General features: G+C 26.5%; 30 protein-coding genes. 8 read left to right on the top strand and 22 right to left on the bottom strand.

The features are described from left to right. Positions 1-29: 29 nt before the first annotated feature. Entirely contained in the window at positions 30-1,016 is a 987-nt protein-coding gene (locus KMP11_RS02375) for a DNA cytosine methyltransferase (RefSeq protein ID WP_215756312.1), read from the top strand. Positions 1,017-1,042: 26 nt separating this feature from the next. Next, positions 1,043-2,002 carry a HaeIII family restriction endonuclease gene (locus tag KMP11_RS02370; protein WP_216280025.1) on the top strand — a complete coding sequence of 320 codons (960 nt, stop codon included), beginning with the start codon at positions 1,043-1,045 and terminating at the stop codon, positions 2,000-2,002. A 164-nt stretch (positions 2,003-2,166) separates the two neighbouring features. Here the strand turns inward: KMP11_RS02370 and KMP11_RS02365 are convergent, their stop codons facing one another. The 8 genes from KMP11_RS02365 to KMP11_RS02330 form a co-directional block, all read right to left on the bottom strand. After that, positions 2,167-2,388 (bottom strand): IS3 family transposase, encoded by a 222-nt coding sequence (locus KMP11_RS02365; protein ID WP_256444864.1) that lies wholly within the window; start codon positions 2,386-2,388, stop codon positions 2,167-2,169. A 34-nt stretch (positions 2,389-2,422) separates the two neighbouring features. Then, on the bottom strand, positions 2,423-2,938 hold the full coding sequence (locus KMP11_RS02360) for an IS3 family transposase (protein WP_256444863.1): 516 nt from the start codon (positions 2,936-2,938) through the stop codon (positions 2,423-2,425). A 211-nt stretch (positions 2,939-3,149) separates the two neighbouring features. Beyond that, positions 3,150-3,590, bottom strand: a complete 441-nt coding sequence (locus tag KMP11_RS02355; RefSeq protein ID WP_216280022.1) for a helix-turn-helix domain-containing protein — start codon at positions 3,588-3,590, stop codon at positions 3,150-3,152. 96 nt (positions 3,591-3,686) lie between these two features. After that, the gene (locus KMP11_RS02350) at positions 3,687-4,640 is read right to left on the bottom strand and encodes a siderophore ABC transporter substrate-binding protein (protein ID WP_215756753.1); all 954 of its coding nucleotides are present in this window, start codon (positions 4,638-4,640) and stop codon (positions 3,687-3,689) included. 105 nt (positions 4,641-4,745) lie between these two features. Continuing rightward, entirely contained in the window at positions 4,746-5,504 is a 759-nt protein-coding gene (locus KMP11_RS02345; protein ID WP_215756754.1) for an iron ABC transporter ATP-binding protein, read from the bottom strand. Further along, positions 5,491-6,453 carry an iron chelate uptake ABC transporter family permease subunit gene (locus KMP11_RS02340; RefSeq protein WP_215756755.1) on the bottom strand — a complete coding sequence of 321 codons (963 nt, stop codon included), beginning with the start codon at positions 6,451-6,453 and terminating at the stop codon, positions 5,491-5,493. The genes KMP11_RS02345 and KMP11_RS02340 overlap by 14 nt, the downstream gene beginning before the upstream one ends. Beyond that, positions 6,443-7,435 carry an ABC transporter permease gene (locus KMP11_RS02335; protein ID WP_253195967.1) on the bottom strand — a complete coding sequence of 331 codons (993 nt, stop codon included), beginning with the start codon at positions 7,433-7,435 and terminating at the stop codon, positions 6,443-6,445. Before KMP11_RS02335 ends, KMP11_RS02340 begins: the two co-directional genes overlap by 11 nt. A 100-nt stretch (positions 7,436-7,535) precedes the next feature. Further along, positions 7,536-7,982 (bottom strand): flavodoxin domain-containing protein, encoded by a 447-nt coding sequence (locus KMP11_RS02330; RefSeq protein WP_215756756.1) that lies wholly within the window; start codon positions 7,980-7,982, stop codon positions 7,536-7,538. Between the two features lie 156 nt (positions 7,983-8,138). Between KMP11_RS02330 and KMP11_RS02325 the strand changes: the two genes are divergently transcribed. The 4 genes from KMP11_RS02325 to KMP11_RS02310 are packed head-to-tail and all read left to right on the top strand — an operon-like array spanning position 8,139 to position 11,602. After that, positions 8,139-8,582 (top strand): MarR family transcriptional regulator, encoded by a 444-nt coding sequence (locus KMP11_RS02325; RefSeq protein ID WP_215756757.1) that lies wholly within the window; start codon positions 8,139-8,141, stop codon positions 8,580-8,582. Between the two features lie 3 nt (positions 8,583-8,585). Continuing rightward, positions 8,586-9,269 carry a metal ABC transporter ATP-binding protein gene (locus KMP11_RS02320; RefSeq protein WP_215756758.1) on the top strand — a complete coding sequence of 228 codons (684 nt, stop codon included), beginning with the start codon at positions 8,586-8,588 and terminating at the stop codon, positions 9,267-9,269. Between the two features lie 12 nt (positions 9,270-9,281). After that, positions 9,282-10,097 (top strand): metal ABC transporter permease, encoded by an 816-nt coding sequence (locus KMP11_RS02315; protein WP_216280021.1) that lies wholly within the window; start codon positions 9,282-9,284, stop codon positions 10,095-10,097. Next, entirely contained in the window at positions 10,097-11,602 is a 1,506-nt protein-coding gene (locus tag KMP11_RS02310; RefSeq protein WP_215756760.1) for a metal ABC transporter solute-binding protein, Zn/Mn family, read from the top strand. The genes KMP11_RS02315 and KMP11_RS02310 overlap by 1 nt, the downstream gene beginning before the upstream one ends. Positions 11,603-11,855: 253 nt before the next feature. Here the strand turns inward: KMP11_RS02310 and KMP11_RS02305 are convergent, their stop codons facing one another. The 14 genes from KMP11_RS02305 to KMP11_RS02245 all read right to left on the bottom strand — a co-directional run bounded on the left by KMP11_RS02305 (position 11,856) and on the right by KMP11_RS02245 (position 23,676). After that, positions 11,856-13,880: a glycosyltransferase family 39 protein gene (locus KMP11_RS02305; protein WP_215756761.1), complete on the bottom strand. Its 2,025-nt coding sequence runs from the start codon at positions 13,878-13,880 to the stop codon at positions 11,856-11,858. Positions 13,881-13,882: 2 nt separating this feature from the next. Further along, on the bottom strand, positions 13,883-14,122 hold the full coding sequence (locus tag KMP11_RS02300) for a hypothetical protein (RefSeq protein ID WP_216280020.1): 240 nt from the start codon (positions 14,120-14,122) through the stop codon (positions 13,883-13,885). A gap of 60 nt (positions 14,123-14,182) precedes the next feature. After that, positions 14,183-14,371 (bottom strand): hypothetical protein, encoded by a 189-nt coding sequence (locus KMP11_RS02295; RefSeq protein ID WP_216280019.1) that lies wholly within the window; start codon positions 14,369-14,371, stop codon positions 14,183-14,185. Between the two features lie 33 nt (positions 14,372-14,404). Further along, on the bottom strand, positions 14,405-14,527 hold the full coding sequence (locus tag KMP11_RS07820) for a hypothetical protein (RefSeq protein ID WP_256442629.1): 123 nt from the start codon (positions 14,525-14,527) through the stop codon (positions 14,405-14,407). 668 nt (positions 14,528-15,195) lie between these two features. Beyond that, positions 15,196-16,089 (bottom strand): 1,4-dihydroxy-2-naphthoate polyprenyltransferase, encoded by an 894-nt coding sequence (locus KMP11_RS02290; RefSeq protein WP_252344720.1) that lies wholly within the window; start codon positions 16,087-16,089, stop codon positions 15,196-15,198. 265 nt (positions 16,090-16,354) lie between these two features. Next, positions 16,355-16,519 carry a UPF0223 family protein gene (locus KMP11_RS02285; protein WP_215756764.1) on the bottom strand — a complete coding sequence of 55 codons (165 nt, stop codon included), beginning with the start codon at positions 16,517-16,519 and terminating at the stop codon, positions 16,355-16,357. Between the two features lie 9 nt (positions 16,520-16,528). After that, positions 16,529-17,197 carry a response regulator transcription factor gene (locus KMP11_RS02280; protein ID WP_215756765.1) on the bottom strand — a complete coding sequence of 223 codons (669 nt, stop codon included), beginning with the start codon at positions 17,195-17,197 and terminating at the stop codon, positions 16,529-16,531. 85 nt (positions 17,198-17,282) lie between these two features. Continuing rightward, a complete protein-coding gene (locus KMP11_RS02275; RefSeq protein ID WP_215756766.1) occupies positions 17,283-17,681 on the bottom strand; it encodes a VanZ family protein in 399 nt (132 codons plus the stop codon). Positions 17,682-17,708: 27 nt separating this feature from the next. Then, positions 17,709-19,007: a 5-formyltetrahydrofolate cyclo-ligase gene (locus tag KMP11_RS02270; protein ID WP_216280018.1), complete on the bottom strand. Its 1,299-nt coding sequence runs from the start codon at positions 19,005-19,007 to the stop codon at positions 17,709-17,711. 95 nt (positions 19,008-19,102) lie between these two features. Then, positions 19,103-19,579 carry a 23S rRNA (pseudouridine(1915)-N(3))-methyltransferase RlmH gene (gene rlmH / locus KMP11_RS02265; protein ID WP_215756768.1) on the bottom strand — a complete coding sequence of 159 codons (477 nt, stop codon included), beginning with the start codon at positions 19,577-19,579 and terminating at the stop codon, positions 19,103-19,105. Between the two features lie 88 nt (positions 19,580-19,667). Next, positions 19,668-20,429: an ABC transporter ATP-binding protein gene (locus KMP11_RS02260; RefSeq protein WP_216280017.1), complete on the bottom strand. Its 762-nt coding sequence runs from the start codon at positions 20,427-20,429 to the stop codon at positions 19,668-19,670. A 3-nt stretch (positions 20,430-20,432) separates the two neighbouring features. Next, positions 20,433-21,314, bottom strand: a complete 882-nt coding sequence (locus tag KMP11_RS02255) for an ABC transporter permease (protein WP_215756770.1) — start codon at positions 21,312-21,314, stop codon at positions 20,433-20,435. A 7-nt stretch (positions 21,315-21,321) separates the two neighbouring features. Beyond that, on the bottom strand, positions 21,322-22,317 hold the full coding sequence (trpX, locus tag KMP11_RS02250; protein ID WP_216280016.1) for a tryptophan ABC transporter substrate-binding protein: 996 nt from the start codon (positions 22,315-22,317) through the stop codon (positions 21,322-21,324). 318 nt (positions 22,318-22,635) lie between these two features. Then, positions 22,636-23,676, bottom strand: coding sequence for an MBL fold metallo-hydrolase (locus KMP11_RS02245; RefSeq protein WP_216280015.1), 1,041 nt, complete (start codon positions 23,674-23,676; stop codon positions 22,636-22,638). 229 nt (positions 23,677-23,905) lie between these two features. Between KMP11_RS02245 and KMP11_RS02240 the strand changes: the two genes are divergently transcribed. Together KMP11_RS02240 and KMP11_RS02235 are read left to right on the top strand one after the other, a co-directional pair. Then, a complete protein-coding gene (locus tag KMP11_RS02240; protein WP_216280014.1) occupies positions 23,906-24,640 on the top strand; it encodes an ATP-binding cassette domain-containing protein in 735 nt (244 codons plus the stop codon). Next, complete coding sequence (locus tag KMP11_RS02235; protein WP_216280013.1) at positions 24,633-25,295, top strand: methionine ABC transporter permease; 663 nt, start codon at positions 24,633-24,635, stop codon at positions 25,293-25,295. The genes KMP11_RS02240 and KMP11_RS02235 overlap by 8 nt, the downstream gene beginning before the upstream one ends. Positions 25,296-25,309 lie beyond the last annotated feature (14 nt).

The following is a 25,309-nucleotide window of genomic DNA, read 5'->3' as shown; positions in this document are numbered from 1 at the left end:
TATAGATATTAAAAAGGAGAATGCTTAATATGAATATAATAAGTTTATTTTCAGGTGCGGGTGGATTAGATTTAGGTTTTAAAAAAGCTGGATTTAAAATAGTAGTAGCAAACGAATATGATAAAACTATTTGGAAAACATATGAAAAAAATCATAATACAGCACTTATAAAAGGCGATATATGTAATATACCATCAAGTATGTTCCCTGAATGCGATGGTATTATAGGAGGTCCTCCTTGTCAATCTTGGAGTGAAGCAGGTTCTTTAAAGGGAATTGATGACCCTAGAGGTCAGTTGTTTTATGAATATATACGAGTATTAAAAGATAAACAACCAAAATTTTTTCTTGCTGAAAATGTAAAGGGAATGATGGCCAAAAGACACAATATAGCAGTTAAAAATATTGTTTCTCAATTTGAAAAAGCTGGTTATGACGTTTTTATTCATTTATTAAACGCAAGCGATTATGGTGTTCCTCAAGATAGAAAAAGAGTATTTTATGTTGGATTTAGAAAAGATTTAAATATTAAATTTAATGAACCACCAAAATCATATAATTTTAAATTAACATTTAAAGATGCAATTTTTGATTTGAAAGATAGTGCAATACCAGCTTTAGAAAAAAATAAAACTAATGAAGAAAAATGTAAAATTTCTAATCATGAGTATTTTATTGGAGACTACTCACCTATTTTTATGAGTAGAAATAGAGTAAGAACATGGGAACAACAAGCATTTACTGTACAAGCATCTGGTAGACAATGTCAGTTGCATCCACAAGCTCCTGTAATGCCTAAAATAGAAAAAAATAAACATGTATTCAAAAATGGTAAAGAATATTTGTACAGAAGATTATCGGTAAGAGAATGTGCGAGAATTCAAGGTTTCCCAGATAATTTTAAATTTTATTATACAAATTTAAATGACGGATATAAAATGATTGGCAATGCTGTTCCTGTAAATCTTGCATACGAAATGGCAAAAGCAATTATTTCAGCAATAAAGAATAATTAAATATAAATTTTTAATTGGAGGAGTTTATGAGTAAAAAAAGTAATAATCAAGGTAGAGCTTATGAATTTTCATATTTAATAATTTTATATAAAGAAATTTCTAAAATCAGACCTGTAATTATAAATAAAAACAGTAGTTATTTTTCTGCTGAAAAAGCATGGAATACATTAACGGATGATAATAAAAATTTATATAAAGTTAGTGCTTTAGCTGGAATTAACACTATTTTCGACCTTGAACCATTAATTTTAGACGATAGTAATGATGAATTAGAGATAGAAATTCAAGCAGATGATAAAGGGAAATTAGGAGATGTTAGAGATATTTTAATTATAAGACAAGGTATTGAATGGGAAATTGGTCTTAGTATAAAACATAATCATTTTGCTGTAAAACATAGCAGACTATCAAAAAAATTAGATTTTGGTGAAAAATGGTATGGTAAAAATTGCTCAGAACTATATTGGAGAGATATTAAACCTATTTTTGAATATCTCGATAACGAAAAGAAAAAATCTTCAAAATGGAGTGATTTACCTAACAAAGAAGATGATGTATATGTACCTTTGCTAAAAGCATTTAAAAAAGAGTTGGAAAGACAAAATACTTTGAATAAAAAAGAAATTCCAAAGTTAATAGTTGAATATTTACTAGGTAAGTTTGATTTTTATAAAATTATTGGAATTGATAATAAAAAAATAACTCAAATACAAAGTTATAATTTAAGAGGAACATTAAATAAACCAGGCAATGAAAGAAAGAAAAATATTGAAATACCAATATCAATATTACCTACAAGAATTGTAAGTTTAGATTTTAAACCTAATAGTAAAAACACTTTAGAACTATACCTTGATGCTGGATGGCAATTTAGTTTTAGAATACACAACGCTTCAACTAAAGTTGAGCCTAGTTTGAAATTTGATATACAAATTATAGGTATGCCCACAACTATTATTCCAATAGATTGCAAATGGAAACAATAAAAATACTCAATATTTAAAAAAATATAAATATTATATAATGTCATATAAAAAAAAGACAGCCTAAACTAAGGTGACCCCATAAAGTTGTACCTAATACCAGAGTAAGCATTAATGCTAAGTCTGGTATTTCTTTATATCTTTCCTACCCTAAAGATAGGAAATTTTTATGCTGTATTCTTCTTTCTATATTCTACTGGTGATAAGTATCCTAATTTTTCTTTTATCCTTTCATCGTTATAATATTTTATAAAATCTTTAATAGTTTGCTTTAATTGCTTATATGAATAGAATTTGTGTCCGTAATATATTTCTTGTTTTAATATTCCAAAGAAGTTTTCCATTGGTGAGTTGTCTAAGCAGTCGCCTTTTCGGGACATAGATTGGATGATACCATTAGTTTTAGTTTTGATGTGTATTGTTTTATTTGGTATGCCCAGCCTTGATATGAATGAAATATTCTTTCTCTTTGATTTTGTTTGTTATTTCTATTGCGCTATCTAAGGCTTTTAGGATTGGTTCTATTGTTGGTTGTTTTGATATTTCATAGCTTAGTATTTCACTGTTGTACATATCTAAGTATGGGTTTAAATAGAGTTTCTTTATTTGATAGGTTCCTGTTTTATCTTTTTCTAAATACTTAAATTCTGTTGTGTCTGTTGTTATTTTTGTGTATGGTTTTTTACTTTGAAATTTCTTCTTATTTTTGTTGTCTGATATTTTTCCAACTCTTCCTTTGTAGGATGAGTACTTTCTGGATTTTCTTGAATAACTTTTTACTTGAAGTTTTAGCTTTTGAACTAATCGTTGTACTTTCTTTTTGTTTATTATCAGTCCTGATTTTTTTAACATGGCTGTTATTCTTCTGTAGCCATAGTTTGGATTTTCATTTTTTGTTGAGTTTTTTTTTTTATTTTGTTTTCTATTTCTATATTTTATTCGGTCTATTTAAACGTTTTTGCCAATACATATATGTTGATTTGGCAAGATGAAAGTATTTTTAACAAGTCTTTTAGTTTGTATTTGTCTCTTAGGACCTCGATTGTTTGAGCAATTGTTTTATTTCTGCATCTGTCATTTGAGACAATTCTATCTTTTTTTTATTACATCATTTTCTAGTTGAAGCAATAGTTTTTTTCTTCTAATTGCTTTATCTTTTCTTTAACTGTGCTTGTGTTAATGAGTTTCTCTCTACTTTAGTATCTTTTAAATTTTTACGAACTTTGGCATTTTTGAAGACTTCCTCTTTTTTAGGTTTTAGTCCTTCTATGTCTTTTTCTCTAAAGGCATTTACCCATCTTACTATTATTGATGGATTGTTTATTTTTAGTTCATTTGCTAGGCTTTGATAGGACATTTCTCCCCTTAAATACAAGTTTACTACATTTAACTTAAATTCCAAAGTGTATTGTGTATTTTTCCTTTTTACTTTTAGTCCTTCATATCCTTGTGTCTTGTATGCATTTACCCTTGTTATTATTATGCTTTTATTTGGTATTGAGTATTTATATGTTAAATTTTTATATGAGATGTTTGTTTCTAAATATTCTTTTACTACTTTCATTTTAAATTCTGTACTATATTTTGCCATTAAAAAACTGACCTCCTTTAGTTAGTTTTTAGGTCTAACTTTTGGGGGTCAGTTCAAAAGGTTGTCTTTTTTATTTTTTATCTATAACCTAAAACATTATTTAACTGCTTTTTCTACAATTTCTATCATTCTTTCAAATGAAGTTAAGCCGTCCGGTGCCAAATAAGCATATTGAGCTTCTAATTCATAGATTGCTCCGTTTTTACCAGCCGTTGTTGCTTTAACTAATTCATTATCTAAAGTTGTTTTTGCATTTGCATTTGTTTTACTTTTTACAACAGTATTTCTATCAACATAGAATATAATATCTGGATTTACTTTTGAAATATATTCGTAATTGATTTCTGCTCCGTGTGTACTTGCCTCAATATTAGCATCAGCTGCTTCAAAACCTAACAAGTTGTGAACAAATCCAAATCTACTTTTCGGACCAAAAGCAGTAATTTTTCCTTCGTTAGTCATAATTATCAATGCTTTTTTCCCAGATGCTTTTGCTTTTTCTGATACTTCTTTTATTTTCTTTTCAAATTTTACTTTATCAGCTGCAACCTTATCTTCAACACCAAATATTTTTGCAAACTCTCCATTGTGTTTAAACATTGTTTCAAAAGCATTTTCAGATTGTGCCTCAAAGTAAGCAACTGTTCCTAATTTTTTTAGTTCTTCTAAAAATTCTTTTTGACGTCCTGCTGTGAAAATTATATCTGCTTTTACTGTACTTGTTGCTTCATAATTTGGGTCTTTTAAACTTCCCAAAGTATCTTTGCCCTTAATCACATCATCTAAATAAGGTACTGATATTTTTGCTGTTGCTAAATTTTCTATTTTTATATTGTATCTTTGAATAAAATCTAATACTGCAACATCAAATACTGCAACATTCTTAGGATTTTTTGCTACTTCAACCTCTCCGTTACTTGTCATAATTTTAACTTTTGTTGCTTCTTGACTTGAAGAAGATGAATTTGATGAACTTGTTGAACAAGCAGTTAATGATAAAGCTACTGTAAGAGCAGCAAATGGTACTAATATTTTCTTGAATTTTTTCACTTTTAAAAATCTCCTTATAAATTAATAATATTTTTTATAATTTTTGTTTTATCAAATAAAATTATTTTCTTGAAATTATAAATTATTTTTCTAGTATTAAATAATTTATTTATAATACATACATATTCTGCAATTATTTACGGTATGAATATCCATGTCTAATGAATATATATCTTTTAATGTTTCTCTAGTTATTACTTCTTCATTAAGCCCTTGCGTAATTATGCTGCCATTTTTTAGGGCTATGACATTATCAGCGTAAACTGATACAAAATTTATATCATGAATTACAACTATTACTGTTTTTCCTTTTTCCCTAACTAACTTTCTTAGAACTTTCATTATTTTTACTGAATGGTTCATATCTAAATTGTTTAAGGGTTCATCTAAAAGTATATAGTCTGTGTCTTGTGCTATTACCATAGCTATATATGCCATTTGAACTTGACCACCACTTAATTCATCAAGAAATTTATTTTCTAAATGTTTTATATTCAAATATTCTAATGCTTCATCTATTTTTTCTTTATCCGCATCTGTTATTTTTCCTTTAGAATGTGGATAGCGACCAAAAGATACCAATTCCCTAACTGTTAGTCTTATATTTATATGATTAAATTGACTAAGTATGGCAATTTTTTTTGCTAATTCTTCTGTTTTCCATTCTGCAAGTTGCATACCGTCTATGATAACTTGACCCTTATCAGATTTTAATGTTCTTGCTATTATATTTATTAAGGTGCTTTTTCCTGCACCGTTACTTCCTATAAAGGCGGTAAATTTATTTTTTTCTATTTTACAAGTTACGTCAGCTAATACTCTTGTTTTTCCATAAGTCTTATTAATATTTCTAACCTCTAGCATTTTTTCTATTCTCCTTAATGACTAAGTATATAAAATATATTCCTCCAACAAAATTAATTATTATAGATACTGCTGTATCGTAGGCTAATATTTTTTCCATAATAAGCATTGCAGAAACTACCAATATTACACCTATTAGACTAGCACATATAGTTTTGTAAATATGCTTATAGGTAGGTAAAAAATGTCTAGTTATACTCACAATAATTATTCCTAAAAAAGTCATAGGGCCTACTAAAACTGTAGATATACTTATAAGAACTGCTATTAATGAAAAAATAATCTTAACCAATAAAGAATGATTAAGTCCTAAAGATATAGATGTCTTTTTCCCAAGTGAGATAACATCTAACTTTTTCATAAAAAATAAGGAAAAAATTATTACTATTAATATAAGGACAGCAGAAATATTTAAGTACACATAGCCTATGGTATTAAAACTTGCAAAAATTTTACCCTGTAAAATTAAAAATTCATTCGGGTCTAAAAGTACCTGCATAAAATTAGACAGGGACGAAAAAAATCCTCCGAGTATCATACCACATAGAACTACCATATTAACATTTGCTGATAATTTTTCAAATAGTAGTACATAAACTATTACTGAAAAAATTATCATTAAAAGTAAAGAAGAAAAAAATTCTGCCATTGTAGACATTTTTTTTAAGGAGTGCGAACCTATAAAAAAAATTACTAAAGTTTGTAAAAATATATATACACTTTCTAAACCCATAATACTTGGTGTCAATATATTATTATTTGTTACGGTTTGAAATGCTACTGTTGAATAACCAGTAGCGTAACAAACTAAAACTATTGCTAGCATTTTTTTTAATCTTAGATTAAATATATATTCTGATTTTAAATCAAAAAAAATATAAAAAGAAATGAGAAATATAGCTATAAAACCCAGTATTAATAATTTTTTAATTATTTGTTTATCCTGCATAATTTTTTCTCCTTAATAATATAAATAAGAAGATAAAACTTCCCAAAACTCCTACAACTACACTTATTGGTACTTCATAAGGCATATATATCACTCTTCCTAGCATATCACACAATAGTAAAAAATAAGAACCTACTAGAGCCGTATCAAAAATTGTTGATTTTATGTTATCACCCTTGAGCATACTAACTATATTGGGAACTATCAAACCTATAAAAGGTATGCTCCCTATCATTACAACAACTATTGCAGTAGTAGCAGAAATTATCATCATACCCAAACTCAAAATTTTATTCTGATTTAAACCTAAAGAAGTTGTAACTTTTTCTCCTAAACCAGATATGGTAAATAAATTGGCATAAATATATACTAAAATTAATAAGGGCAGACCTAGATAAAGTATTTCATAATTTCCTTTTGAAATTAGAGAAAAATTTCCCTGCAACCAGGAAGAAATATTTTGAATTAAATCAAATTTAAAGGCAAAAAATGATGAGATACTACCTACTACTCCCCCAAGCATTATTCCTATTAAAGGAACTAATAAATTATCTCGTGTTTTTATTATTCTTATTAATTTCATAAAAAAGAAACTTCCAAACATACCAAAAATCAAGGCGACTGATATTTTTAGAAGACTACCAGCATCATGAAAAAATAATAAAACTACTAAAACTCCTAATTTACACCAATCCATTACTCCTGTTGTTGATGGCGATACAAATTTATTATTTGCCATAGTTTGCATTACTAGACCATTTATACTCAAAATACTAGCAGTAACTATAATACTCATTAATCTAGGAATACGACTTAGTAATAATATTTGTATATCATCACTTTGACCTTTTAGAAGATTTATAAAACTAAAATCTTCAACCCCTATCGTTAAAGAAAAAATTGAAATAAGAAAAAATAAAATTATCCAAAAACTTCTTTTTTTATAAATACGCATCAACTCCCAAAATAAATTGATAATCATTATCATTAAAAATATTATACCATATTCTAAAAAAAGTAAACTACTTTTTAAATTAGTAATTAAAATAAAAAAGACAGAATAAAATATTCTGTTCTTAATTTTATAAAGCGGCTGAAAAATCTTCGATAAATTTATCAATATTTTCAAAATCTTCGTCGCAGTCTGCTTCTATTTCAATTTTTAAATTTTTTGTAGGGTTTATCGCACCAGTTTTTTTAATTTGTTCATCAAATTGGTCAACACAAACACAATATTCATCATAAATTGTATCTCCCGTTCCAATAACTCCAAATATTTTTCCTTTTAAATTTAAATCTAAAATGCCTTCAAACAATTCTTCCATTTCATCAGGCAAATCACCTTCTCCGTAAGTGTATGTAGCAATAATAAATGCGTCAGATTCTTCTAAAATAGAAAAATCGTCCATATCTTCTACAAAGTACATTTGAATATCTAAATTTTTCTCTTCTTTAAATTTTCCAACAATTAATTCACTTAAGGCTTCTGTATTTCCTGTTAAACTAGCATAAACTAAGTTTATATTCATTAATTTATCCCCCAAAAATTTTCTAATAAATATTATTATAATTGATAATATCTTTCAAGTAAAGCTAATTTATATTTATCTTGAAATAAATGTATTGAAATTTTAAAAAAACAATGATATAATTAACCAGTTAATTAATTATTTTGGAGGTTATGTATGGAAGACATTGCACATAAAATTGAAAACACACTTAATGAAATAATAATTCATTCAGGAAATCAAAATGAACTCTTAGTAGGCGAATGTTTTTGCAACCACAATTATACAAATACACAAAAACATATATTGATGATTTTAAAGAATGAAAATACAAATAATAAGGACTTAGCTAAAAAATTAAATATAAGTCAGGCTGCCGTTACTAAAGCCATAAAATTATTACTCGAAGAAAATATGTTAATAGCAGAAAAAGATAATAAAGATGGCAGAATTTTACGCTATAAACTTTCTAAAGAAGCTCTTGATGTTGCAACAGAACACGAAAATCACCATCAAAGAACTATTAATTCTTACAAGCAAATATTAGAAAATTATAATACGAGTGAAAAAGAAATTATTAGCAAATTTCTTGCTGATCTTATTAAAAATATTAGGGGTTAAAATATGGAATATATTTCAGTAAAAAATTTATCTTTTAACTACGACAAAGACCCAGTATTAGAAAATGTAAATTTTCATATCAACAGTGGAGAATTTGTAACAATTACTGGAGAAAATGGTGCAGCCAAAACTACTCTTGTAAAAATTTTAATCGGGATTTTAAAAATAAAAAATGGCATTATCAATATTGCTAAAAAAAATATTAATAATGAAGAACTGACCATATCATATCTTCCCCAACAAATAGCAAGTTTTAATTCTGGTTTTCCTTCTACCGTTTATGAATTTGTAAAGTCAGGTCTTTACAGAAAAAATAGTTGGTTCAAAAAATTTACTAGTAAAGAAAAAGAAAATATCCAAAAAAATTTGGACTTGGTTGGAATGTGGAATAAAAAAGATGAGAAAATTGGTAATTTGAGTGGTGGGCAAAAACAAAGAATAATTATTGCAAGAATGCTGATGAGTGATGCCGATATTCTTATATTAGACGAGCCAACAACAGGTATGGACGAAAAAACTAGAAATGATTTTTACAATATGCTAAGTGATAAAGTAAATCAAGACAAAAAAACTATCATAATGATTACTCACGATAACGATGTTGTCGATAGATTTGCAACAAAAAATATTCATCTTTGCAAAACCGATACAAATTCTTGGTGCTGTAAACTTCATATAAAAAATTAAATAGGAGACTCTATGTTAAGTATATTAAAGTATGAATTTATACAACAAGCTTTACTAGCTGTAATTGCAATGAGTATCTTTGCTCCTATCTTAGGAACATTTTTAATACTTAGACGGCAAAGTTTATTAAGTGATACACTCAGTCATGTATCTTTAGCAGGAGTTGCACTAGGTGTTTTAATAGGATTTTCTCCTACCTATGCAACAATTACAGTGGTAATAATTGCTGCCATTTTCTTAGAATATCTGCGAACTATTTATAAAAATTTTATGGAACTTGGAACAGCTATTTTAATGTCAACAGGACTTGCAATAGCTATGGTTGTTATGAGCAAAACATCATCAAGTAGCCTAAGTTTAGAGCAATATTTATTCGGTTCTATAATTACAATTAATATAAATCAAGTTATTTCATTATTTCTTATTGCTCTAATTATCATATTTCTTACAATATTATTTTTTAGACCTCTGTATATTATGACCTTTGATGAACACATATCTTTTTCTGAAGGACTTAATATTAAATTAACATCTACACTATTTAATATTCTTACTGGTGTCGCTATTTCCTTAATGATACCTGCAGTTGGTGCCTTATTAGTTTCAACAATAATAATCCTACCAGCAAGTATCTCCCTAACAATTAGCAAAAATTTTAAAAGTGTTATATTTAGTGGTATTATAATATGCCTTCTTGGTATGATAGCAGGAATATTTATATCTTATTATGCAGAAACCCCAGCAAGTGCAACCATAACATTAATATTTATAACAATATTCATAGCAATTAATTTAACAAATAAAATAAAACACAAAGGAGTTATCTAATGAAAAAATTATTATTAACTATTATATCAATATTTACTATCTTACTGACTGCCTGTGGCAATGCAAAAGAAAATAACAAAACAAATATTGTTACTACCTTCTATCCTATTTATGAATTTACAAAACAAATAGTTGGAGATGAAGCAAATGTTGAATTACTTATACCAGCAGGAACAGAAGTTCACGATTTTGAACCATCAACACAGGATATGGTAAAAATTAAAGAAGCATCCGCTTTTATTTATGAAGATGATAATATGGAAACTTGGGTCGAAAAAGTAATAAAATCTCTTAATAAAGATGAAAATCAAATAATTAAAGCAACTAAAGATCTAGTATTATTACCTGTAGAGGAAGAAGAACACGAACATCATCACTCAGAAGAAGGACATCATCACGAATTTGACCCTCACTTGTGGCTATCTCCTTATCGTGCTATAAAATTAGTAGAAAATATCAAAGCAGGCTTAATAAAAAATTATCCCGACAAAAAATCAGTATTTGAAAAAAATGCAAATACTTATTTAGAAAAATTAAAAGCCCTAGACAAAGAATATACAGAAAAACTATCTCAAGCAAAACAAAAATATTTTGTAACGCAACATACTGCTTTTTCATATCTGGCACTTGATTACGGATTAAAGCAAGTAGGTATTACAGGAATATCAGCAGACAAAGAACCATCAATAGCAAGATTAGAAGAATTAACTAAATACATAAAAGAAAATGAAATTAAATATATCTACTTTGAAGAAAACGCCAAAAAATCTATTGCTGAAACCCTAGCAAAAGAAACTAATGTTCAACTATCTGTTCTTAATCCACTAGAAAGTTTAACAAAAGAGCAGGTTGATGCTGGTAAAGACTACATATCTATTATGAAAGAAAATTTGGCAAATCTTGAAAAAACTACTAGCCAAAGCGGAAAAGAAATTTTACCAGAAAATAGTGAAGCAGAAACTGAAAAAACTGTTCATAATGGTTACTTTAATAACAGTGACGTTAAAGACAGAGACTTATCTGACTATTACGGAGAATGGCAATCTGTTTATCCATATCTAGTAAATGGTGATCTAGACCAAGTATTTGACTATAAGGCTAAAAAATCTCAAACAATGACTGCTGAAGAATATAAAAAATATTACAATACAGGATATAAAACAGACGTAGAAAAAATAGTAATTAAAGATAATACTATGGAATTTTTTGTAAATGGACAAGCTAAAAAATTCACTTACAAATATGTAGGGAAAAAAATTCTAACTTACAAAAAAGGAAATAGAGGGGTTAGATTCTTATTTGAAGCGACTGATGAAAATGCAGGAAATTATAAATATGTACAATTTAGCGACCATAACATAGCTCCTATTAAAACTAACCACTTCCATATTTTCTTCGGTGGTCAAAGCCAAGAAAAATTACTAGAAGAAATGGATAATTGGCCTACTTATTATCCAGCAAAACTTAGTGCATTTGAAATAGCACAAGAAATGATAGTAGACTAATAAAAAATAGATTATATTTAAAAATAAAATCTATCAAATAATTTGAAAATACTTTTTAATTTAATGACTATACTTCTTATGATTTATAGTCATTTTTCTATAAACAAATTTTTTACATAAAAATTCTCCATAAGTAGATTTGCTTATAGTTTTGCTACTCATGGAGAAAAATATTTTTTTATAATTTTATATAGAATTTATTTTAATTAGTAAAATACTTAAAATAAAAAATTTTATTTTTAAGATTAGTATTTTAATACCACCATAATTTTTCATATCTACGCCCAATTTGCAATGCCAAATCTTTTTTGCCCTGCTCTAGCCCATTAATATACATACTACCACTTGTATACATATCTAACATTTCATTTGGCACACTAGAAATTACAATACTGCCATTATTTACATTTTCTACTTGTGAAAATTTTATACTATACTCACCCACTGGCAATTTATCAAAATACCAACGTAAAGTATAAGTCTGTAAAGGTAATTCCCAATAAAGTTCTCGATAAATAAATATTTTTTCTCGAACAGTTTTATTTGTAGCCTTGTCTATAATTTCTACCCTATACTTAGAATTATTATTTTCATCATAAGCCGAAATATAGCCCCTAACGTAGCTAAAATCCATAGTTGCCTTAAAGGTCTGTTCAACAGTCGTATCCTTATTGACCCTAACTATACCATCTCGTAAATAATTATCTGTCGCATAGATACTAATACCATTTATTACTCTCGAATCATAATCTAGATTCATAGAATAACTAGGTCTTAAAAAACTATCACTAACTAATTGAATAGAAAATACAAAAGCAAATGCTAGGAGTAATTTTTTCCTGTACTTGCTGAATATGGTTGTAGAATTTTCCTCTACAAATATAGTAATTCCCTTTATTGCTAGTATAAAGATTATAGGCATCCAAGCATAAACATAACGGGGTTTTGCTTCCCAAATCAAATGAAATACAAAAACACCGAATATAATTATTTGGAATAAAAAGCCAGATGTAATATACTCTTTTCTTCGCTTATAGATGTAATAAACCATCATAAAGATAATTACATCATAGATAAATTGAGAAAGATAGATAAAGAAACTATTATTACTACCGTAAAATAATTGCCAAAGAAAACTATCTCCCTCTCTTAATGCCCTAGTTCCATTAGTATAATTAATAGTTCCATCACTCCAATTCCCCCTAATTTTCAGAATAAAAACTAATAAATTTAAGAAAATTGGTCTGTGAAATACCCTATTTAAAAATAAAGTTAGGTCATCTGTCATCTTATTTTGACTTAGATAGGTATATTGAAAATCTTGCCAATTATAACTACCTCCCTGAATACTCATTCCCATAGTTACCCAGTGCATCATAGGAAATTTATAACCCTCATCTATAAAAAAGCCGTAATGGCTCCAAATAGCATCAAAAATTTTACCGAACACAAAAAATGATAACCCAAAAGTAAGTAATAGTAATAATAATTTTTTATACCATTTGAAAAATAATAAGTATATTATCAAGGCTGGAATAATTATAATAATATTAGAGCGTAAATTCCAGCCAAACCCTACTATTAAGGCTACTGCTATAATGTGTTTATTCTTAAAAATAAAGCTACCATCTGAAGGAATTAGCACATATATTATAAGAGAAACTAATACCACCATAAATGTATCAGAATAATAAAATAAACTATACATTTGAAATGGTATATAGACCAGCATTAACAATAAAATAAGTGTTTGCTTTGGTTTATCCAGTAACTTTCCTGCTGTTTTATAAGTAAAATACATGGCTATTGATGTTGATAAAAAGCAAAATAAGTGCAGGGCAAGAACTTCTGAAATATGCAAAATACCAGCAATACGATACAACCAATATAAAATTATTGTTGGATTAATATTATTAGGATAAACTAAAAAATAGCGTTCTCCCGAAAATCGCCCATAATTTAGCATATAATGAGCTTCATTTTCTAACTCAGCACCGTCAGAAAAATTTAAAGTATCCATAGATAAAATTATGGCTTGAAATATCAAATATGCTATTACAATAAATTTATTATATTTTTTTAACTTTTCATCATCACTAAACAATATCTTTCTTGCTACATAAATAATTCCCATAAAAGTTAGTGGTATTCCCAATAACAAGGCTAGAGGATTTAATATTCTTTCATAAACAAAGGGTGCTACACTTATCCAAATAAGAGCAAGTGAAAACAGACAAATAAAAGTATAGGAAAAAATATTGTGTAATATTCTTCTCACTACTATCTCTCCTTAACTAAAAACTTCTTTATAAATAATTTTGGAGATATTTTTAATATAACTCTCTTAAAAAAACTATTAAATTTAAAATAATTATATCTATCGATAACAATATTTTCTACAATCTTATTTATTTCTATATTATTATCTTGACTTAAAATATCCAAATACAAGTAGGTACATAAATATCGTAATTCACTAGAATTTTCTTTTTTCAAAGCAAAATCTTCTATACTTATCAATAGTTTTCAACATACACATACTATTATTTTCAATAATAATTTTATTATCCTAAAATTTATTTATTTTTTATAAAAATTAGTAGTCTTGACTAAAGAAATTTCTTTAGCATCATTAAAAATTTTAATCTTAAAATATATATTATCTTTTTCAAAAATTTCTGTATTAAATTCTAAATTATAAATACTTAAAAATTGTTTTTTAATAGCATAACTTGCTAAAGTGTAATCTATTAAATACTTTTTATCCAAAATTTCTTTTGAAAAAAACTTTATTCCATTAGTTTAAGTATTTTTAAACTCATTATTAGAACCCTTTATTAAAATTATATCACTGTCATTTTTACTAATTTCTTCTGCAATAGCTAATAAATAATTATCTTTTATTTTATTAATTTCTTCTTGCAAAAAATAAGGTGTCTAGCTTTGCACAATTTATACCTATATTTTTAGAACTTGATTTTGAACTCAGCTGTTTTTTTATATAATTAATATTTTCTAAATTTTTAAATTTTTCATATACACTCTCAATTTCAAGATTATTTACATAATCAACAATAATAATCTCAAACTCATTATAACTTTAATTTAATAAATTATCTATCTGTATTTATTAAATTATCTTGTTTACGACAAGAATTTAATATAATTGATATTTTATATTTATGATTTGACAATTTAATTTTTTACTAATATTTCATCATTTACAAGTACAGTATCAAAAAAATATCTTTTGTAAAATTTAGGTTCCTACCCATTAATATAACCCCTTACATAAATATAATACCTTAATTATTAATAATTGATTGCTACAATTAGTCTTAGTCTATTATACCCTAGCTAAATACTTAATTGCAAATTATTATATGACAAATTTTTTGTTTTACTAAGCACTATTTAGCAAATTACTTTACCACTAGATACAAAATATAGTTTTCTATTTTGATGCGGAGATTAATAAAAAATAATTTTTTAATTAATTACTCAGTATAGTATTCAAATATAGTATTCAAATTCCAGATATGCTTAGCTTGAATAACTGTTTAGATCCCATCGTTTTAAAAAATAATAATAAATTAAATTATATAATTTAAAATATAGGCCAGACTTGTTAGTAAGCCATAAGCAATAGTTAGTTGTGCACTTAATATCATATAGGGAGCCATCTTTTCTTTTGTTATATTATTTTTCAAACCAGCTATTATATTTATTGCTAAGGGTATCGTTAAAAATATAAGCAAATTATAAAAAGAAGCATATTTTATCAAAACGAATAATAGACTTAGTATGTACACTAATAAGTAGGAAAAAGCCATTACTTTTATAGCTCTGTTTTTACCAACAATAATAGCAAAAGTTTTTCTGCCTGATACTTTATCATTATCTAAATCCCTAATACTATTAGCCATCAACATGTTGCCTATTAAAATAAACATAGGTATAGATATTATCAGCACATCTAAATTAATGAAACTAGTTTGTAAATAATAGGAAATAACAATAATCATTGTTCCCATAAAAAACCCAGAAACTATCTCTCCAAAAGGAGAATAAGCTATTGGATATTTACCTCCAGTGTATATATATCCAACTAACATACATATAGAACCAACTAATAATAGATACATACTTGTATAAAATGATAAAATAACACCTAAAATAAATGCTATACAATATAATAAAACAGCCTCCATAAATACTTCTTTAGCACTTAATTTGTTTTTTACAATTGAACCAGCTATACCTTGGGAATCAATTTTATCAAGCCCACTTTTGTAATCATAGTACTCATTAAATAAATTAGTTCCAGCTTGTATTAATAAGCAAATCAACAAAAAAAGTGTAAAATTAATAAAATTAAACTTTTCTATATAAAATAATGAAAAACTACTTCCTATAAAAATAGGTGCGAAAGTTGCTGGGAAACTGTAGGGTCTCGTAGCTAAAAAATATTCTCTTAATTTTTCCATATATATATCTCCTTTCAACATTAAAAAATAAATTATAAAGAATAAAAAGTTGCCAACAGACAATTATAAATTAAAGTCTATATCATTATAAAACTGTAGCAATACACGATCAGTTCCTATACTATAAATTATAACATAAATAAATTTTATATTCAATATTTTTAGTAAAATAATTTTTGTAACTTCTTTATTTTAATTTGTTAAATAATCATAAAAATTCTTAATTTCATTATATAATTATATTTTTCAAGCCATTATTTTCTTCTTACTTTGCCCTAACAATATTTTTAAATTCTTTATAAGTTTTTTTATAGCGTTCAAGCTCCACACCTGAAGTGTAGCATTCTTCTACAATATCTAAAAATTTAATAATTGTAGCCAACTCTTCTGCTGAATATAATTCATAATCTATTGGATAAACAAATTCCATTATAATCTCCTATGCTAAAGAATAACCTATTCCACGAATTGTTTTTATATAGTTTTCACAGCCTACTTTTTTTAATTCCTTACGCAAGCCAGAAATATAAACTTCTATGGCATTCATGGTAGTTTCTGAATTTACTCCCCAAACCCTATCAAAAATTTCTTCTTTTTTTAGAATAATATTATTATTTAAAATGAAAAAATATAGCAAGTCTAAGTATTTTCCTTTTATATTTTCTAATATTTCATCATTGTAGTAAGCTGTTTCATTAAGTATATCAACTCTTATATTACCGTAACTTATGGTATTAGTATCTTTTTGATTTTTAAATCTTTGCATAAGATTATCTATTATTATTAAAAATTCTTCTTTGCTTCCACTCTTGAAAAAATATTCCGCTAAAGCGTAATCTATAATTTCTAATTTATCTTCAACACTAGCAGAAAATGTTAATACTGCTGTTGGTATATTCAAATTCCACTCTTTTAATTTTTTTAAAAGTTTTATTGCATTAACCTTAGGTAAGATACTATCTATAATTATTAAATTATATTTATTTTTTTTTACTTTTTCTAATCCTTCTTCTCCGTCATAACAAATTTCTGATTCAAATTTTTCAGAAATAAAGCTAGCTATTCTTGCGGCGAGTAACTTATCATCTTCTATTATTATAGCCTTCAATATTTTTCTCCTTTTTTTAGTCATAATACATTTTACAATTTTTTTCAGAAAAGTACAAATAAAAACAGTAAACTTTAAAAATATTTTAAATCTTAAAAAAATTTTTTAAAATAGTAAAAGTAAAAATACCAAGCATTCCTCCTATGCTATCAATAAAAACATCAGTAATATTACCACTTCTATTTGGAATAAATAATTGATGAACTTCATCACTAATAGCATATAAGACTACAAACAATAGACTGTAAACTATGTATTTTTTTTTATTTGTAAAAAAATATTTTGTAGTCGCTAAAAAAGAACTGAAAAAATAACCTAAAGCAAAAAATTCGCTAAGATGTCCTAGTTTTCTTATAAAAAGTGTATTAGAAATTTTTTCGGACTGGCTACCACTTTGATTTGAAAAATAAAAAATAATAGCACATATTAACAAACTTAAAAATAGAGAAATTTCTTTACTATGTAAAAATTTTATTAACTTCATTATCATTCTATCTCCTGTTTCAAAGTTTTAAACATCAATATAGCCAAAACTAAATTTAGAACCTGAACGAATGATTTTTTTTAAACCAAAACTTTCAAAAACAGCATCTAAATTGTGGGCTTTTATAATAACTTTCTTCCTCGCAACTCTTTTCATTTCTGCTAACACTTCAGCTCTTATCCCGTCAAAACAAGCCAGCTTATCAAAAACTGCTATATTATCAGAATCCTTGATATTATTAGAAAACATTGGGTCGGCATAGACTATATCATAGGAATTATCCTCACATTTTTTTAAAAATTCTAAGCTATCAATATTGAGAGTTTTTATTTTTCTAAGTGCCTTATCTATTTCTAAATTTCCTGAAGAAAAATTATTCAAACCACAAGAAACTATAAAATGAATTATTTTACTAGCTTCTAAGGACGTAACCCTATGACCGAAATAGCTAAGAACGATACTATCCCTAGCTAGACCCATAGTAATATCTAAAATTTCTTGATTTTTTTCTCCTATTATGTCTAACAGGGGTTCTGACTTATTTTTAATTCTTAACATGGCTGTATCTATATGGAAAAATAATTTTTCTTCCTTCTGATTAACATAGAGAATTTTATCCTTATAGACAAGCATAGCATTATTATATTTAGATAAAAATTGCCTAAGTGTCAATTTTTTTCTTTCTGCATAATCAACTTCAAAATAATTAGCAATTTCTTTCGCCCTTGAAATTATTTTATCATCAGTTTTTATATTAGTAGTTACGACAAAATTTTCATGGGTATTTATAAGTCTATTTTCTGTAATTACCATATCTACTTTTTTGTCATGTTCTTCCAAGGGGATATTTTCTGCCAGCATATTTTCGTAAGCTAAACCCAGGCTGAATTTGAAATCTCTACTCGAAAAATATTTATCATAATAGCCCTTGCCATAACCTAACCTATATCCGTTTTTATTAAAAACTACTGACGGAGTTATTACCAAATCTATTGACCCGTAATAATATTTTTCAGACCTAGGTTCTAAAACTCCAAAATACCCTTTGCTCAAATAAGAAACAGAAAATATTTCTACTAATTCCATTTTTCCTTTTACTATTTTAGGAACAAAAATTCTTTTTTCTTTTATATATTTTTCTATTAGTAATACTGTATTTATTTCCGAACCAAAACCGACATAAATAAATATTTTTTTTGCCAGTTTAAATCTTTTAAAATTTTCTAATCTCTTAAAAATTTCTTTGTCAGCTCTCTTGCGATATTCTTCAGACAGATTATTTCTTTTTTCTATAAACTGCTTTCGCAATAAAATTTTATCAACCATTTAAAACACTATCCTTTTTATTTATAAATCACTATAAGGTAAAATTTCCTAAATACTCTAATTTTTTATTTTCTAAAATTTAAAATCTATGTTTTTTATTTGTGATAGGGTTCTTTTTTTATAATTTTAAAGGCCCTGTATATCTGCTCTAAAAGTATTACTCGCATAAGTTGATGAGTAAAGGTCATCTCACTGAAAGATAAGCTATAATTACTACGTTTTCTTACACTCTCACTAAGTCCGTAACTGCCACCTATTACAAATACCAAATCACTATTACCTGTTATTGCTAAATTTTCTATTTTGCTAGCTAAATTTTCACTAGATAAAGATTTACCCAAAATTTCTAAACTTATAACAAATTGAGTGTCCTTAATTTTCGATAAAATATTTTTTCCTTCTTTTTCCTTGGCTATCTCTATATCCGCATCATTTTCAACCTTTACCTTCTCGTCATTAATTTCAAGAATTTGTAACTTTGCATAAGAGGATAAACGTTTTTCATATTCTTTAATTGCATCACGATAAAATTTTTCTTTTATCTTGCCAACACATAAAATTGAAATTTTCATTATTACACTCCAATAATTTTATATTACATAATTATACCACAATAAAAAAAGAATGAACCATATAATATAGTTCATTCTAAAATTAATCTTATAATTCATCTAAAATATTATAAATATCATTTCTTGTTAAAACTTCTTTTTCTTCCTTATTAAAATCTTTGATAATTTCTCCTTGATTAAGAACAATTAATCTATTTCCATACTTGAGTGCATCTTGTATATTATGGGTAATCATCAGTGCCGTTATATTTTTATCCTTAATTTTTTTATCCGTAATATCCATTATAATTTTTTGAGTTTTTAGGTCAAGTGCTGCCGTATGTTCATCAAGAAGTAGCAAGTCCGGGTTTTTAATTGTTGCCATGAGTAAAGAAATAGCCTGTCTTTGCCCGCCAGATAATAAACCTATTTCTGTATGCAATCTATTTTCTAAACCTAAATTTAAAGAAGATAACTGTTCTGTAAAATATTTTTTATTTTCTTCAGTAACTCCTAATTTTAAACCTCTTTTTTCTCCTCGTCTATATGCCAAAGCCATATTTTCACAAACTGTCATTCTAGGTGCAGTACCATAAAGAGGATTTTGAAAAACTCTGCTTATATACTTAGACCTTTTATGCTCACTCATAAGACTAACATCAATATTATTTATAAAAATTTTTCCACTATCGACCAAAAAATTTCCTGATAAAGCATTTAATAAAGTTGACTTGCCTGCTCCATTCCCACCGACTATGGTAATAAAATCTCCCCTATTAATTTTTAAATTAATATTTTTTAAGGCGTGATGCTCCCTATTAGTATTTTTAAAAAAAGTTTTATTTACATTATTAATTTCTATAAAATTCATATGCTAATTTCCCTTTCTAGTCTTAAAAATATTATTTTTAAACTGGGGCAAGGTTAAAAATATGGCTATTATTAAAGCTGTAATTAATTTAAAATCATTAGCTTCTAATATTTCTAGTTTTAAAACTAGAACCAAAAGTAACCTGTAAATAATTGCTCCACAGACTGTATAAATTAATCTTTCTATAAAAGTTACATCTCCAAAAATAACTTCTCCAATTATAATTGCAGCTAGGGCTATTACTATAACACCTATACCACTATTAACATCAGCATAACCATTATTCTGTGCCAAAATTCCTCCAGCAAAAGCTATAATTCCATTAGATAACATCAAGCCTAAAATAGTCATAGCTTTGACAGAAATTCCAAGTGATGATGCCATGTTAATATTATCTCCGGTCGCAATTAAAGACTGCCCTAATTCTGTTTTGAAAAATAATGCCATTATTAAAATTACTATACTAGAAAAAATAAGTCCTATTATTATAATATTGTAACTTTTTGGTAAGTTAAATTTTTCTAAAAAAGTAAAAATTGTATTGTTAGATAATATATTAAGATTAGGTCTTCCCATAATTCTTAAATTAACAGAAAGTAAAGCCGTCATAGTTAAGATACCTGCAAGCAGACTAGGAATTTTACAAACTGTTATTAAAAAACCTGTTACAAAACCTGCAAGCATACCAAAAATAATTGAAATTAAAATTGCTATATAGGGATTTATACCATGACTTATAGCAACAACAGCAACACAAGCTCCCAAAGGAAAACTACCTTCTGTGGTCATATCTGCTATATTTAAAATTCTAAAACTTATAAACAAACCTACTGACAATATTCCCCATAATAAACCCTGAGAAATTGCCGATATTAATATTTCCATATAAATATTATTCTCCTACTACTATTTCTGCCTTATTTTTTATTTCATCTGGAATAGTAATTCCTAATTCTTTTGCTTTTTTGTTATTCAAATAAATAATTCCATCATTAGCAAGTACGATTGCCTTATCTTCTGTTTTAGCTCCCTTTAATACTTCAATTACTACTTTTGCAGTTTCAACACCTATCTTGTATTGGTCAACTCCTATTCCTAAAAGTCCTCCATCTTTTACCATAGTATCGGCAGATGGAAACACTGGAATTTTATAGCTATCCGTTACTTTTACAACAGTAGCCATGGCACTAGCTATGGTATTGTCAATAGGAACAAAAATTGCATCAACACTACTAGCCACACTTTCTGTAACTTGTTGAATATCATTTGTATTAGCAACAGATTTTAAATTAACTTCTAAATTCATCTCTTTAGCTAGTTTTTCAGCTTCTTTGGCCTGTTTTGTAGAATTATCTTCACTTGCTGTATAAATTATTCCTACTTTTTTCATATTAGGTAAAACTTTTTTCATTATTTCTAATTGTTCTTTTATTGGAGTTCTATCACTTACTCCCGTTATATTGTTGCCAGGCTTGTTCTCACTTTTTATCAAACCAGCTTCCACAGGATAAGTTATACCCCCCATAATAATCGGAATATTTTTTGTTTCATTAGACAAAGATAAGGTTGCAGGAGTAGTTATACCCACCAAAATATTATTTTTATCAGCAACTAATTTTTTACTCATTGCTACTAAATTGCTTTGGTCTCCCTGAGCATTTTGTAAATCTATTTCTAAATTCTCTCCGATTTTATAACCTTGTTTTTTTAATTCATCTTCAAAACCTTTATAGATACTATCTAGGGCTGGATGACTTAGTAATTGTAATACTCCTATTTTTACTTTCTTATCATCTAATTTTGTTTTATCTTCTGACTTATTAAAATATAAAGCCACTAATAAAATTATTGCTAAAGCTGCTAAAAATATTTTTCCTTTTTTATTCATTTTGTTTTCTCCTTAATTGATAAAATTTTATATAAAAAGACCACCTAATTGTATCTATTGGTGGTCAAAAAAACCACGCAGATATATTTTAAATAATCTACGTGGTTTGCTATATTTTTATTTATCTTCCACATAGATACAATTTTACAAACACTTGTAAGGCTGTATCTATGCTGTAAAAAACGCAAGAAACAACCTGTATCTAGTGGCTTTGCCAACGAGTATTTAATTTTGTAACTCTATACAGATTCATAATTCTTTACGCTCCTTTAATTTATTTATGCCTAAAGTATAGCAAATTAAAAAATATCTGTCAAGCTAATTTTTAATTTTTGTCAAACATCTTTCATAATTAAAGTTTAAATTATCTATATAGACTACATCTCCTATTTTCATAGTTACTAAATTAAGTTTAAATTCTTCTTTATTTAATCTTGTAATTTCTTTTAAGGGTTCATTCCATTCATGAACTGACAATTTAAATTTTGAATTATGTATTGGCACTACTACTTGTGCATTAATATCTTTTGCCGCTTGTAAAGTTTCTTTGGGAAACATATGAGAATATTTCCACAACTTATTATACTGACCATTTTCCATAAAAGCCAAATCAAATCTTACATACTTCTTGCCAATTTCTTTAAAATGTTTGCCGTAAGCACCATCTCCACCTAAAAATATATTTTTAGTTTGATATTTTAAAACGTAGGATGTCCAAAGACTTTGATTAGCTTTTAAAAATCTGCCTGATGAATGATGTGTCGGTTCAGATGTTATTGTAAAATTTTCACTCAGTTCAAAACTTTCATACCACTCAAGTTCAATAATATTTTCTTTTTTATAACCCCAATAAAGAAAATGCTCTGAAACACCCAAAGGAAGAATAACCTTACCTACCTTATTTTTTAATTCAAGAATAGTTTTATAATCTAAATGGTCGTAGTGGTCATGAGTAATTATTAAATAATCGATATGAGGCATCTTATCCGACTTATAATATTCTGTCCCAGCAAATTCTTTAACATTATTCGGAAGTGGAGAGGCATTTACACTAAAGACGGGGTCAACTAAAAATTTAATTTTTCCAAGATTAAGTAAGTATGATGAATGTCCAAACCATATAAAATAATCTTTTTCATCGTTTAAGGTAAATAAATTAGTTTCTGTTATAGGTATTTTTGTAGGAATTGTATTAACATCTTTACTAAAAAATGATTTTAGTACATCAACAATACTAACACCTTCTGTTAAAGCTGGTTTTTCTTCTAAATTTGTAAATTTATTATTTTTATAATAAAGTGACCCCTCTATTCTTTTTTTCAAATTCCTCTTAGGTAATCTTCCAAATTTTTTAAACATAAAATCTTCTCCTAATAAAACAAATAAAAATTTTATTTTGAATTTTAGAAAAATATTATACTTTAAAAACAAGAAATTGTAAAATTTCAATGAAAAAATTTTTATTTAAAAAAACTAATACAGATAATTATTTTTAGCTGATACATATTTTAAAACACTTTTAATAACAATAAAATTTATATATTGAAAATTATAAAAAAAAATGTTATAGTATTGTCGGAGGATAAATATGGTAATTCAAATAAAAAATATTTCTAAAAATTATCCTAATTCTAATTTTCAAATAAAAAATATTTCTTTTGATATAAAAAAAAATGATGTTTTAGGATTAATCGGAAGTAACGGAAGCGGAAAAAGTACAATTTTAAAAATGATAAACGGTTTGGTTTCTTATGACAAGGGAAAAATTATTTATAATAATAAAAATTTAGACCAAATGAACGAAAAAGAATTAAGAGAAATGAGAAAAAATGTCGTCTACATCTTTCAAGATAATAATCTTTTAGACGGAAAAACTGTTTTTTATCACCTATCATTAATATATAAACTAAATAAAGAAAAAGTAAATGAAGCTGAAATCAATAAAATTTTAAAATTTATGAATATCGAAAATTTAAAAAATATTACTTGCAGAAATCTTAGTGGGGGGCAAAAACAAAAAGTGGCTATCGCAATGGCACTTTTACAAAATCCAAAAGTTATTTTGTGTGATGAAATAAGTTCTGCCCTTGATAGTAGTAGCGAAAAAGAAATTTTTGATTTGCTTATAAAACTGAAAAAAACTACTGATATTTCTATTGTTTTAATTTCTCATAACCTATCAATACTAAAAAATTTTTGCGATAAAGTCATATTGTTAGGAAATTCTACCATAAAAGAAATTATAGTACCTAATAAGAATAATAATATGGATTATGAAAAAGACTACTTTAAGCATATAAAGGAGTTTTTGCTAGATGATTAATTTAATAAAAGAAAATTATGATAATATTGTAAAAGCTTTCTGGGAAACGAATTTTATGCTCTTTGTTTCCATGTCTGTCTGTTTATTACTAGCCATACCACTAGGTATTTTATTATTTTCATTAAATAAAAAATATTTACTACATAATCAATTTGCCTACCAAACTTTGAGTATTATATTAAATATGTTAAGAAGTGTTCCCTTTTTAATATTTATTTTTATCCTAATACCTATAAGTAGATTTTTATTCGGAACAGCTTTTGGAAATTTAGCAGCTACCCTGCCTCTTACACTGGTATCAATTAGTATTTATAGTAGATTTGTTGAACAAGCCTTACTAAATATTCCAAATAGAATTATAGATAGGGCTATTAGCATGGGAGCTACAAAGTTACAAATGATACGTTATTTCTTAATACCCTCTATAAAAATAGATTTAATCCTATCATTCACTTCAGTAGCAATAAGTATTTTATCATACTCAACCGTTATGGGCGTTATTGGTGCAGGAGGTCTTGGTGAATTTGCCTATCGCTACGGCTATCAAGATTACAACTACCCCTTAATGTATCTCTTAGTTATTGTTTTTATTGTTTATGTTTATATTATTCAAAATATTGGTTATTTTATAGCTAACAAGGTTTCTAAAAAATAAAATTATTTTCAAAT

It is taken from the genome of Gemella sp. zg-570, from assembly GCF_018866345.1.
Lineage (GTDB): Bacteria > Bacillota > Bacilli > Staphylococcales > Gemellaceae > Gemelliphila.
The sequence above is the reverse complement of the archived record's forward strand: the minus strand, read 5'-3'. Positions and strand labels throughout refer to the sequence as shown.

What these genes read in the sequence shown, in the direction of transcription:
- KMP11_RS02375 (WP_215756312.1), top strand. Translation starts at nt 30, where the DNA reads ATGAATATAATAAGTTTATTTTCAGGTGCGGGTGGATTAGATTTAGGT.
- KMP11_RS02370 (WP_216280025.1), top strand. Translation starts at nt 1,043, where the DNA reads ATGAGTAAAAAAAGTAATAATCAAGGTAGAGCTTATGAATTTTCATAT.
- KMP11_RS02355 (WP_216280022.1), bottom strand. Translation starts at nt 3,590, where the DNA reads ATGGCAAAATATAGTACAGAATTTAAAATGAAAGTAGTAAAAGAATAT.
- KMP11_RS02345 (WP_215756754.1), bottom strand. Translation starts at nt 5,504, where the DNA reads ATGCTAGAGGTTAGAAATATTAATAAGACTTATGGAAAAACAAGAGTA.
- KMP11_RS02340 (WP_215756755.1), bottom strand. Translation starts at nt 6,453, where the DNA reads ATGCAGGATAAACAAATAATTAAAAAATTATTAATACTGGGTTTTATA.
- KMP11_RS02335 (WP_253195967.1), bottom strand. Translation starts at nt 7,435, where the DNA reads ATGATTATCAATTTATTTTGGGAGTTGATGCGTATTTATAAAAAAAGA.
- KMP11_RS02330 (WP_215756756.1), bottom strand. Translation starts at nt 7,982, where the DNA reads ATGAATATAAACTTAGTTTATGCTAGTTTAACAGGAAATACAGAAGCC.
- KMP11_RS02325 (WP_215756757.1), top strand. Translation starts at nt 8,139, where the DNA reads ATGGAAGACATTGCACATAAAATTGAAAACACACTTAATGAAATAATA.
- KMP11_RS02320 (WP_215756758.1), top strand. Translation starts at nt 8,586, where the DNA reads ATGGAATATATTTCAGTAAAAAATTTATCTTTTAACTACGACAAAGAC.
- KMP11_RS02315 (WP_216280021.1), top strand. Translation starts at nt 9,282, where the DNA reads ATGTTAAGTATATTAAAGTATGAATTTATACAACAAGCTTTACTAGCT.
- KMP11_RS02310 (WP_215756760.1), top strand. Translation starts at nt 10,097, where the DNA reads ATGAAAAAATTATTATTAACTATTATATCAATATTTACTATCTTACTG.
- KMP11_RS02290 (WP_252344720.1), bottom strand. Translation starts at nt 16,089, where the DNA reads ATGGAAAAATTAAGAGAATATTTTTTAGCTACGAGACCCTACAGTTTC.
- KMP11_RS02285 (WP_215756764.1), bottom strand. Translation starts at nt 16,519, where the DNA reads ATGGAATTTGTTTATCCAATAGATTATGAATTATATTCAGCAGAAGAG.
- KMP11_RS02275 (WP_215756766.1), bottom strand. Translation starts at nt 17,681, where the DNA reads ATGAAGTTAATAAAATTTTTACATAGTAAAGAAATTTCTCTATTTTTA.
- KMP11_RS02270 (WP_216280018.1), bottom strand. Translation starts at nt 19,007, where the DNA reads ATGGTTGATAAAATTTTATTGCGAAAGCAGTTTATAGAAAAAAGAAAT.
- rlmH (WP_215756768.1), bottom strand. Translation starts at nt 19,579, where the DNA reads ATGAAAATTTCAATTTTATGTGTTGGCAAGATAAAAGAAAAATTTTAT.
- KMP11_RS02260 (WP_216280017.1), bottom strand. Translation starts at nt 20,429, where the DNA reads ATGAATTTTATAGAAATTAATAATGTAAATAAAACTTTTTTTAAAAAT.
- KMP11_RS02255 (WP_215756770.1), bottom strand. Translation starts at nt 21,314, where the DNA reads ATGGAAATATTAATATCGGCAATTTCTCAGGGTTTATTATGGGGAATA.
- trpX (WP_216280016.1), bottom strand. Translation starts at nt 22,317, where the DNA reads ATGAATAAAAAAGGAAAAATATTTTTAGCAGCTTTAGCAATAATTTTA.
- KMP11_RS02245 (WP_216280015.1), bottom strand. Translation starts at nt 23,676, where the DNA reads ATGTTTAAAAAATTTGGAAGATTACCTAAGAGGAATTTGAAAAAAAGA.
- KMP11_RS02240 (WP_216280014.1), top strand. Translation starts at nt 23,906, where the DNA reads ATGGTAATTCAAATAAAAAATATTTCTAAAAATTATCCTAATTCTAAT.
- KMP11_RS02235 (WP_216280013.1), top strand. Translation starts at nt 24,633, where the DNA reads ATGATTAATTTAATAAAAGAAAATTATGATAATATTGTAAAAGCTTTC.